The sequence below is a fragment of the Nonomuraea lactucae genome (genome assembly GCF_003313395.1).
Taxonomy (GTDB): domain Bacteria; phylum Actinomycetota; class Actinomycetes; order Streptosporangiales; family Streptosporangiaceae; genus Nonomuraea; species Nonomuraea lactucae.
The window spans coordinates 1-9,436 of the sequence record NZ_QNFZ01000091.1 but is presented as its reverse complement, the minus strand read 5'-3'; the positions used below and the strand labels follow the sequence as shown (position 1 = coordinate 9,436).

7 protein-coding genes and 1 pseudogene are annotated in these 9,436 nt (G+C 72.4%); 3 read left to right on the top strand and 5 right to left on the bottom strand.

The window, feature by feature from the left end:
- Positions 1–567 precede the first annotated feature (567 nt).
- Positions 568–1,497, bottom strand: coding sequence for an aldo/keto reductase (locus tag DQW85_RS06955; protein ID WP_113699559.1), 930 nt, complete (start codon positions 1,495–1,497; stop codon positions 568–570).
- 171 nt (positions 1,498–1,668) lie between these two features.
- On the opposite strand from DQW85_RS06955, the gene DQW85_RS06950 reads away from it, so the two are divergent.
- Complete coding sequence (locus DQW85_RS06950) at positions 1,669–2,214, top strand: TetR/AcrR family transcriptional regulator (RefSeq protein ID WP_113699558.1); 546 nt, start codon at positions 1,669–1,671, stop codon at positions 2,212–2,214.
- Here DQW85_RS06950 and DQW85_RS46640 read toward each other — a convergent pair.
- Positions 2,211–4,298, bottom strand: coding sequence for a wax ester/triacylglycerol synthase domain-containing protein (locus tag DQW85_RS46640; protein ID WP_240196979.1), 2,088 nt, complete (start codon positions 4,296–4,298; stop codon positions 2,211–2,213). The genes DQW85_RS06950 and DQW85_RS46640 overlap by 4 nt on opposite strands.
- A 125-nt stretch (positions 4,299–4,423) precedes the next feature.
- Positions 4,424–5,470 (bottom strand): sulfite oxidase, encoded by a 1,047-nt coding sequence (locus tag DQW85_RS06935; protein WP_113699557.1) that lies wholly within the window; start codon positions 5,468–5,470, stop codon positions 4,424–4,426.
- Positions 5,471–5,897: 427 nt separating this feature from the next.
- Here DQW85_RS06935 and DQW85_RS06930 point away from each other — a divergent pair, with 427 nt between their 5' ends.
- Positions 5,898–6,329 carry an uL11 family ribosomal protein gene (locus tag DQW85_RS06930; protein ID WP_113699556.1) on the top strand — a complete coding sequence of 144 codons (432 nt, stop codon included), beginning with the start codon at positions 5,898–5,900 and terminating at the stop codon, positions 6,327–6,329.
- A gap of 17 nt (positions 6,330–6,346) precedes the next feature.
- On the opposite strand, the gene polX is transcribed toward DQW85_RS06930, so the two are convergent.
- Both polX and DQW85_RS06920 read right to left on the bottom strand, forming a co-directional pair.
- Complete coding sequence (gene polX, locus DQW85_RS06925) at positions 6,347–8,029, bottom strand: DNA polymerase/3'-5' exonuclease PolX (RefSeq protein WP_113699555.1); 1,683 nt, start codon at positions 8,027–8,029, stop codon at positions 6,347–6,349.
- A 67-nt stretch (positions 8,030–8,096) separates the two neighbouring features.
- The gene (locus DQW85_RS06920) at positions 8,097–9,068 is read right to left on the bottom strand and encodes an aldo/keto reductase (RefSeq protein WP_113699560.1); all 972 of its coding nucleotides are present in this window, start codon (positions 9,066–9,068) and stop codon (positions 8,097–8,099) included.
- 114 nt (positions 9,069–9,182) lie between these two features.
- On the opposite strand from DQW85_RS06920, the pseudogene DQW85_RS06915 reads away from it, so the two are divergent.
- Positions 9,183–9,436, top strand: a pseudogene (locus DQW85_RS06915) (RNA polymerase sigma factor); the annotation flags it as partial.

Below are 9,436 nucleotides of genomic sequence, written 5' to 3'. Positions count from 1 at the left end.
GGTGGAACGGGCCGGCGGCCGGCAGGTGGCCCGGCGGCTGGCGGACGAGCGCGCGGCCCAGGCCCTGGCGGCGCTCGACGCCTGCCTCCCGGCAGCCACCACCCTCCGAACCCTCTGCCTCACCCTCGCCAACCGCACCCGCTGACCTCCCCGCGCTGATGGCCACCCGCGCCACTCGCTTGCTGGGCCACTCGCTTGCTGGGCCACTCGCTTGCTGGGCCGCTCGTTTCCTGGGCCGCTCGTTTCCTGGGCTGCTCGCTTCCCGGGCTGACCGCCTCCAGGCTCACCGCCCCCGGGGGAGGCTTCCCGGACTGGTCGCGCCCAGGCCGACCGGCCGAGGGTGCCCACACCGGTCGCCGCCTCCCCGGACGGCGGCCCCGCTGACCGCGGCACGGGCAGCCTGTGCCGCCGACCGTCCCCTGGCCTACGTGGGAGCGAGAGGGCGTCAGGGGCTGGCCGGAAGGGGCAGGCAGGGGAGGGGTAAGGCCGAGGGGGAGCAGGGCTGGAGGCGGTGCACAAAGGGAGAGGGGCGCCGGAGGGGCTGAGGGGGCGGGGCAGGGGTGGGGGTCAGGGGCGGGACGCCTGGTCGAGCAGGCGGAGTTCCTCGGGGCTGAGTGCGAGGCCGGCCGCTGTGAGCAGGGGCTGGAGCTGGCCGGTGGTGCGGGCGCTGGCGATCGGGGCGGTGACGGTGGGCTGGGCGGCCAGCCAGGCGAGCGCCACCGAGGCGGGCTCGACGCCGCGTTCGGCCGCCACCTTGGTGAGCGCGTCGATCGTGCGCCGCCCGTGCTCGGTGTTGAGGTATTCGCCCGCCGCGCCCGCCCGCGGGCTGTCGACGGTGACGCCGGGCCGGTACTTGCCGGTCAGGAAGCCGCGGGCGAGCGAGGACCACGGCGTGCTGGACAGCCCTTCCCGGGCCACCACGTCGCGCAGCTCGCCCTCGTACCCGCGCTCCACCAGGTTGTAGTGCTGCTGGAGGGCCACGTACCGCGCCAGCCCCTCCTGGTCCGAGATCGTCAGCGCCTCCGACAGCCGGCGGGCGCCGTAGTTGGAGGCGCCGATGTAACGGATCTTCCCTTCGCGTACGAGAGCGTCGAACGCGGCGAGCGTCTCGGCCAGCGGCGTGTCCTGGTCGTCGATGTGCGCCCAGTAGAGGTCGATGTAGTCGGTGCGGAGCCTGCGCAGCGACGCCTCGACCGCGGCCCGGATCGTCGCCGGCGCCAGCCCGGTGAACCCCTCCAGCATGCCGACCTTGGTGGCGAGCACCACCGAGTCGCGGTTGCCGCGCTTCACCAGCCACTCACCGATGATCAGCTCGGAGGTGGACTCGCCCGTGACCCGGTAGGCGTAGAGGTCCGCGGTGTCGATGAAGTTGCCGCCGCCCTCCACGTAGGCGTCGAGGACCGCGAACGACGCCTCGCGGTCGGCGGTCCAGCCGAACACGTTGGTGCCAAGAGCTATCGGGAACACGGACAGCGCCGTGGTGCCTATTGATCTCATGGCGCCATTATCCGCTGGCCCTTGCCGGGGCGTTTGTCCGGCATCCACAGGCACCGCTCCAGGAGATTCCCGCTCGGGCGACGCCACATCGAAGGGGTCTCAGGGCGCGGGCAGGGTGGTCTCGCTCCGGCGGCATGGCAAGGTCGCTCACCTGCGGGTTATCGTTCCGCTGTGGTGAACGGTGACGCGCGGACGCGCATTCTGGACGCGGCGGAGGAACTGTTCGCCGGAGGCGGCTACGAGGCCACCCCCACCGCGGTCATCGCCAAGCTCGCCCGGGTTCCGAAGGGGCTGGTGTTCCACTACTTCCCGCGCAAGATCGACGTGCTGGTCGCGCTCGTCGACGAGCGCACGCTGGTCGAGGAGGGGCGCGACGTCGACGCCGTGCCGGGCGATCCCGCGCGCACGCTCTCCCGGCTGGCCCGCGGGCTTCCCCTGCGCGCGTCACCGGCCATGCGGCGCATCCTCTTCCGGGAGGCCGACACGCACGGGTCGGTCAGGGAACGGCTGGGCCGCCTCAACGGGGAGCTGATCAGGCGGGCCAGGTTCGCGCTGGAGCTGGCGCTGCCGGGCGCCCGGGGCGACGCGGCCAGGCTGGAGGTGGCGGCGGCCACGTTCGCGGCCGTCCTGCTCTACCAGGAGAACCTCTGCCAGCTCACCGGCCACCAGATCGACCCCGACGCGGTCGCCGAGCTCATCGCCAACTCGCTGGCCTAACGCGCTGCCGCGCCCGCCGCCTCTTCGTGCGCGGGCTCCGCGCCGGCCGGTTCGTCGGCCAGCAGCTCGTCGAGTGCCTCTCCCAGGTGGTCGAGCAGGCCCCACACGTCGTCCATCCGCTCGGGGCAGGCCACGATGCCGAAGTCGAGCATGCCGTCGTACGAGAAGCAGGTGATGTTCACCCCGCCGGTCAGGTCGGTCACCACCGACAGCGGGTAGTACGACAGCACCCGCCCTCCGCACAGGTACAGCGGGAACTGCGGGCCGGGCACATTGCTGATGATCAGGTTGATGGGCGGGAACGCCACCGACGCCAGCCGGAAGATCACCGGGGACGCCAGGCCGGTCAGCGGGGCGGGCAGCAGGGAGCACAGGTCGCCCAGCCAGCCGGCCGGGGCCAGGGCGAAGCGCCGCTTGGCCGCGCGCATGGTCGCGCCGACCTCGCGCAGGCGTTCGCGCGGGTCGGCCACGTTGGTGGGCACCGGGGCGATCATCGCGGAGAGCTGGTTGCCGACCTTCTCCCTCGCACTGGCCGTACGGACCGCGACGGGGACGGCGACGATCAGCGGCTCCTCGGGCAGCGCGTCGCGCTCCGCCAGCCACGATCGGAGGGCGGCGGTGCAGAGCGTCATGACCACGTCGTTGACGCTCACGCCGTTGGCCCGCGCCACCTTCCTGACGTCCTTCAGCGGCACCGACCCGAACGACAGCCTGCGACCGGCGCTGATGGGGCCGTTCAGCGGGGTGCGAGGGGCGGCCAGCCTCGGCAGTTCGGGGCGGTGCTGCCGGTCCCGTGTCACCAGCCTGGCGGCCTTCGCGATCAGCCCCGCGCCGGGGATGGTCGAGGCCAGGGGGATGGCGTCGAGGTCTCCGGCGGCGCGCACGGCGGACCCGACGGCCCGCACCGGATGGGTCACCGACCGCACAGCCGCCCCGGCCAGCATCCCGATCAGCCCAGGCCCGTCGCCGGACGCCGCCACGGGCAGGGCGGGCAGGTCGGTGACCGGGCTCGGGTCCGTGGCCCCGGGTGCCACGTCGGTGACGGGGTCGGGCACCGTGCTGCGGCTTGGCAGGTCGGTGACGGGGTTCGGGGGCGTGCTTCGGGTCGGGAGGTCGGGTGCGGGGGCCGGACGCGATCCGGTCGAGGCGGCCATGCGCAGGGCGGGGTGTCCCGTGCGGGGACGGGAGGTCGCGGCGGCCGGGCGGGTGCCGCTTCCGTTCCTCGCCGGTCGCTCCTGCGCGGCGCCACCCAGAGGGCCGGCGCCGTCGGGGAGGGGGGCCAGTGCGGTCACCTGCGTCCTCGGCCCGGCCGCCGCGTAGGTCGTCGCGGGCGCCTTCCGGGGCTTCCTGCCGCCCCGCCCCTTCTTCGGCGCCTGCGTCCGGTTCCTGGGCGGCTGCTTCCCGCCGGACGGCGTGGCGGTCCCCTCGGCGTCGTCCGCCACCACGCCGGGAGGGGCGACCGCGTCGTCGCTTCGAGGAACCGCGAGGCGGGCGGGCGGCGCCTGCTGAGGGAGGTTCGATCCGGGATCCTCGGCCCGTTCCGGTCCCGGGGACGGGGGAGCGGTGCTGAGGGAGGAGTGGGTACGGCGTGAGGTGCGGGCCTGGTGGGCTTCGGGGGTGAGGTCGAGCAGGGTGGCGAGGGTCTCGGCGCCCGAGACGCCGTCGATGGCGGCGTGGTGCACCTTCGTGTAGACGGCGACCATGCCGTCGGCCAGCCCGTTGATCAGGTGCATCTCCCAGAGCGGATGCGCCCGGTCCAGCCTGCGGGCGTGGATGCGGGCCACCTCGTCGGCCAACCGCCGCTGGTCGCCCGGCGCGGGCAGCACCGTCTGGAACAGGTGGTTGTCGATGTCGAACTCGGGATCGGCCGCCCAGTAGGGGCGGTCCAGCCCGAGGGGCACGGGCGCCAGCCGGAGGCTCAGCGCGGGGGACAGGTGAATCCGCTCCATCAGGAGCTCCGCCAGCGCCCGCCGGTTGACAGAGCCGCCGCCCGGATCGAGGATCGCCAGGCCCGCCACGTGGGCGGTGGTCGTCGCGGACTCGAAGTCGAGGAACTGGGCGTCGAGTGCGGTCAGCTGGCTCATCTGCTCTCCCCTCACTCAGCGTGCCGCCAGCATCACACGCGACGATTTCCGCGAGGTTTCGGGGAGCGACTTCCAGATGAATTCCGCTACTCCCCGGTACGCCCCAGATGTCCGCCGGACCTGCCCTACCCCTTGATCACCTGAACGGGATGCCGCACCACGGCGTCGAAGTCGTAGCCGAGCGGGTGCCGCGCGGCGATCAGCGGCTGGGTGGCCCCTGTCTCGTCGGTCGCCCTCGCCATGAGCACGTGCGGCCCCGGCCGCCGCGGCGTCCACTGGACGTGCCAGGGCAGCCAGGCGCTGACCAGGTGCCGTCCATGGTGCTCGGCCTTGCGCCAGGTGAGCCCGCCGTCGACGCTCACCTCCACCCTGACGATCCGCCCCCGCCCCGACCAGGACCTGCCGTGCAGCACGTACGGCCGGCCGGTGACGAGAGTCGCGTCCCAGGCGAGCTCGAACGCGCTCTTCGCCGGTAGGACGGTGAGGCCGCGATAGAAGACGGTGTTCCAGGGCGTGAGCACGTGACGGGTGGTCACCTCTATGTCGCCGAGCCACTTGATCGACGCTATCCCCGCCCACCCGGGCACCACGAGCCGCGCGGGAAAGCCGTGGTCGGCGGGCAGCGGCCGGCCGTTCATCTCGTAGGCCACCAGCACGTCCCGCATGGCCTTGTCCACGGGCAGCGGCCTGCGCACGTGCCCGTGGTCCTCGAACGGCGCGTCGAGCCCGCTCGGCACCACCTCCACGGCGTCCGGCCCGATCCCGGCCTGCTTGAGCAGGTACGCCAGGCGCACCCCGCGCCAGCGCGCCACCCCGATCGCGCCCAGCCCCCACTGCGTGCCGGGCGCCGGATCGTGCTGCTGCGTCCCGTAGAACCGCCGCCCGTTGCCTGCGCACTCGATCGCGGCGTCGAGCGTCCGTGACGGCATGGCCAGGAGCTGGGCGTAGTCGAACTCGACGGGACATCGCACCCCCGGCCCGTGCAGGCGCAACCGCCAGGTGAAGGCGTCGATCAGCGGGGTGGAGGTGTGGTTGCGGACGAAGAAGCGGTCGGTGGGGGTGTGGTATCCGAAGCCGGCCATCGCCTCCCAGCGCATCTCGGCGTTCGCGCCGCGCGAGGTGAACAGGTGGTCCGGCAGAGGCTTGACGATGGTCGTCGCGGCTTGCTTCATGGAGACCCCCTCGATGCGCCTATTTCCTACTGGAAATCCATGGTAATCGTAACTCGCCGTCCGGCCCGCGCCACACGCTCGGGCGCGGCAGAAAACCGTGCCCGTCCCCCTTCGGCGGTGGCGGTCCAACCGGGCCACTCGCCGCCGACCAGGCCGTTCCGGTGCTCATGACACAGTCTGCCGCGAACCGGTGCACTTGTGCGGAGGGGGGCGGAGCCGGCCACGCCGCAGGCGGTGCTGGAGCCCGCCCAGCGGCAGCGCCCGGATCAAGCTCCAGGCTGCTCCGCGCCCAGCGGGAGGGCGCGTACGTGGACAAGCGAGGAGGATGACGAGCCGGACGCTGTTTCGCCCGCACCGCCCACGCGAGCCGGACGCCGTTTCGCCTGCCGTTGACCCTGCCGTCGGGTGAGGATCTAGCGTCCGCCGCATGACGAACGGCAAGAAGGTCTCCCGCCAGGTCACCCTGGAACTCGAAGGCGGCAACGCCGCTATGACCGACATCGGCAAGATGCTGGGCCCGGCCGGCGTCAACACCCGGCAGCTCAAACTGGACTACGACGCCGCCACCGCCGGGCAGCGCGGCGACATCGTGCCCGTCGTGGTCACCGTCTTCGACGACCGCACGTTCGACCTGCGCCTCAAGACGCCGCCCACGGCGTATCTCATCCGCAAGACCCTGGGTCTCGCGCGCGGGGCGGCGAGGCCGGGGTCGCAGAGCGTGGCGAAGCTGTCGCGAGAGCAACTGCGCGAGATCGCCGAGCGCAAGCTGCCCGACCTCGACACCGACGACGTCGAAGCGGCGATGCGGCAGGTCGCGGGCACGGCCCGCTCCATGGGGGTGCTCATCGCCGATATGTGACACAAGCCCGGGGCGGGTCAGGGGCGGAGGAAGGACCGCAGGCGCTCCAGGGGCCAGGTGTTGATGACGTCGTCGGCCGTCAGCCAGGCGCGCTGGGCGATGCCGATGCCGAAGCGCTGGTTGGCCAGGTGGGGGATCGCGTGCGAGTCGCTGTCGATCGAGAACTTGACCCCGTGGTGCTTGGCCAGCCGCACCAGGTCGGAGGGCAGGTCGGAACGGTCGGGGAAGGAGTCGATCTCCATCGCCGTGCCGGTGCGGGCGGCGGCGCGGAACACGGCGTCCCAGTCGGCGTCGACCGGCTCCCGCTTGCCGATCTTGCGGGTGGTGGGGTGGCCGATGATGTCGACGTAGGGGTTTTCGCAGGCCACGATGAAGCGGCGGGTCATCTCCTCGCGCGACATGGCGAAGTGGGAGTGGACCGAGGCGACGCAGACGTCGAAGCCCCGCAGGATCTCGGCCGGCCAGTCGACCGAGCCGTCGGGGGCGATGTTGAGCTCGGTGCCGTGCAGCAGGCGCATGCCGGGGTAGCGCTCCTGGAGCTTGGCGACCCGCTCGCGCTGCTGCAGCGCCTTGTCAAGGGTCATGCGCTGCATGGCCAGGTCGGGGGCGTGGTCGGTGACCGCGTAGTAGGAGTAGCCGCGGGCGTGGCCGGCCGCCACCATGTCGTCCAGGGAGGCGATCCCGTCGGTGAGGTCGGTGTGGGTGTGGAGGTCGCCCCGCAGGTCCTCCAGCCGGACCAGCTCCGGCAGCTCGCCGCGGAGCGCCGCGCGCACCTCGCCGCCGTCCTCCCGCATGGGCGGGGGCACGAACTGCATGCCCAGCGCGGCGTAGATCTCCTCCTCCGACTCCGCCGCGATGACCCGCTCGCCCTCGAACAGGCCGTACTCCGACAGCTTCCAGCCCTTCTTCACCGCCATCTCGCGGATCGCGACGTTGTGCTCCTTGGAGCCGGTGAAGTATTGCATCGCCGCGCCCCACGACCCGGCGGGCACCACCCGCAGGTCCACCTGGACGCCGGACGTGGTGCGCACCGAGGTCTTCTTGTCGCCCGCGGCGATGACCTCCGCGACGTACGGCTGGGCGCGGAACTCCTCCATGACAGACACCGGCGCCACGGCCAGGATGTCGATGTCGCCGATCGTGTCCTTCATCCGGCGCAGCGACCCGGCGTAGGCGATGCGCTCAGCCGTCAGCGACCCCGCCACCTGCTCGGCCAGCGACATGGCCACCCCGATGTGGACCCTGCGGCCCGACTGCTCCAGCTGCTCGATGCCCTTGGCCAGGTTGGCCAGCGTCTTGGGGCCGAGCCCCCTGACCCCGTCGAGCCGCCCGGCCGCGATGGCCTCGCCGAGCGCGGCGGGCGAGTCGATGCCGAACTCCTCGAAGAGCATGATCGCGGTCTTCGGCCCCAGCGTCGGCACCCGCGTGAGCCGCCGCACCCCCTCGGGCACCCGGCCGCGCAGGTCGTCGAGCTGGCGGAAGCTCCCGCGCAGCAGGAACTCCTCCATCTTCTTCGCGATGGCCTCGCCGACGCCGGGCACGCCGCGGACGTCGGCCACCGAGATGTCCTCGGGGAAGCCGGCGATCGCCTTGGCCGCCTTCTGGTAGCTGCGCACCCGGAAGGCGTCGCCTCCGGTCAGCGCGAACAGCTCCGCGTATTCCTGGAGCGCCGCCGCGGCTTCCTCGTTCGCCCGTGCCATGAGGCAAGCTTAGAAGCCGCGACCGACACTTCCCGCCTGGCGGCACGGGCGCCCCTTCAGCCGCCCGTCAGAAGCGGACCCCGCGCGGCCGGTACGGCTCGGCGAGGAAGGCGAGCTCCTTGTCCGACAGCTCCACCGACACCGCGGCCACCGCGTCGTCCACGTGGCGGTCCTTGGTGGCGCCCACGATCGGGGCCGTGACCGCGGGCTGGTGCAGCAGCCAGGCGAGCGCGATCTGGGCCGCGGGCACCTCCCGCTCCCGGGCCAGCTGCGCCACCCGGTCCAGCACGAGCCGGTCGTTGTCCGGGTCGTACAGGTAGTCGATCCGAGGGTCTGACCCCGTGCGGGTGGTGGCCGCCTCCGAGCCCGCGCGGGCCAGCACTCCGCGCGCCAGCGGGCTCCACGGGATCACGCCCACCCCCTGGTCGGCGCAGAGCGGGAGCATCTCGCGCTCCTCCTCCCGGTAGAGGAGGTTGTAGTGGTTCTGCATCGAGACGAATCTCGTCCAGCCGTTCTCCTTGGCGACGTGCTGGGCCTTGGCGAACTGCCAGGCGTACATGCTGGAGGCGCCTATGTAGCGCACCTTGCCGGCCCGGACCACGTCGTGCAGGGCCTCCATGGTCTCCTCGATGGGCGTGTGGTCGTCCCAGCGGTGGATCTGGTACAGGTCGACGTAGTCGGTGCCGAGGCGCCTGAGCGAGGCGTCGATCGCCGCGTGGATGTGCTTGCGCGACAGGCCGTAGTCGTTCGCCGCCTTGCCCAGGGGGAAGAAGACCTTGGTGGCCAGGACGTAGTCCTCCCGGTTGGGGAAGATCTTGCGCAGCAGGCGTCCGGTGATCTCCTCGCTGGCGCCGAGCGAGTACACGTCGGCGGTGTCGAAGAACGTGATCCCCGCCTCGGCGGCCTTGCGCACCAGCGGCTCGCTCCGCTCCTCGTCCAGCACCCAGTCCTGCCACTTGACCGGGTCGCCGTAGCTCATCATCCCCAGGCAGAGCCGCGACACCTTCATCCCGGTGGAACCAAGTCGTACGCAATCCATGACCACACCTCCGCCCCCCATCTCACCACGATCCACCCATTTTCGGCGCCGGGTCTGTCCACCACGCGCGGCCGGTCAGGTGCGCCGGGTGAGGGGGACGGCAGGGCCGAACTGGTGGCGAGGTTACGGCGCGACCCGGATGCGTCCACCGCCGTCTACGACCTCTACTTCCGGGACGTCTACCGGTACGTGGCCGCGTGGCTGAACGAGGAGACCGCCGCCGACCTCGCCGCCGAGACGTTCCTGACCGCGTTCGCCCGCCGCGACCGGTTCGACCACGCCCGGGCGTTGACGCGAGCGGGGGCCGAACCGGCGGCCGACAGCCACGAGAACCGCGTGCCGGCCTCGGTGGCCGCCGAGCGCGCGCG

Bases quoted from the DNA above. Each gene is read 5' to 3' on its own strand.
- DQW85_RS06920 (WP_113699560.1), bottom strand. From the start codon at position 9,068: ATGGATTGCGTACGACTTGGTTCCACCGGGATGAAGGTGTCGCGGCTC.
- DQW85_RS06935 (WP_113699557.1), bottom strand. From the start codon at position 5,470: ATGAAGCAAGCCGCGACGACCATCGTCAAGCCTCTGCCGGACCACCTG.
- DQW85_RS06930 (WP_113699556.1), top strand. From the start codon at position 5,898: ATGACGAACGGCAAGAAGGTCTCCCGCCAGGTCACCCTGGAACTCGAA.
- polX (WP_113699555.1), bottom strand. From the start codon at position 8,029: ATGGCACGGGCGAACGAGGAAGCCGCGGCGGCGCTCCAGGAATACGCG.
- DQW85_RS06955 (WP_113699559.1), bottom strand. From the start codon at position 1,497: ATGAGATCAATAGGCACCACGGCGCTGTCCGTGTTCCCGATAGCTCTT.
- DQW85_RS46640 (WP_240196979.1), bottom strand. From the start codon at position 4,298: ATGAGCCAGCTGACCGCACTCGACGCCCAGTTCCTCGACTTCGAGTCC.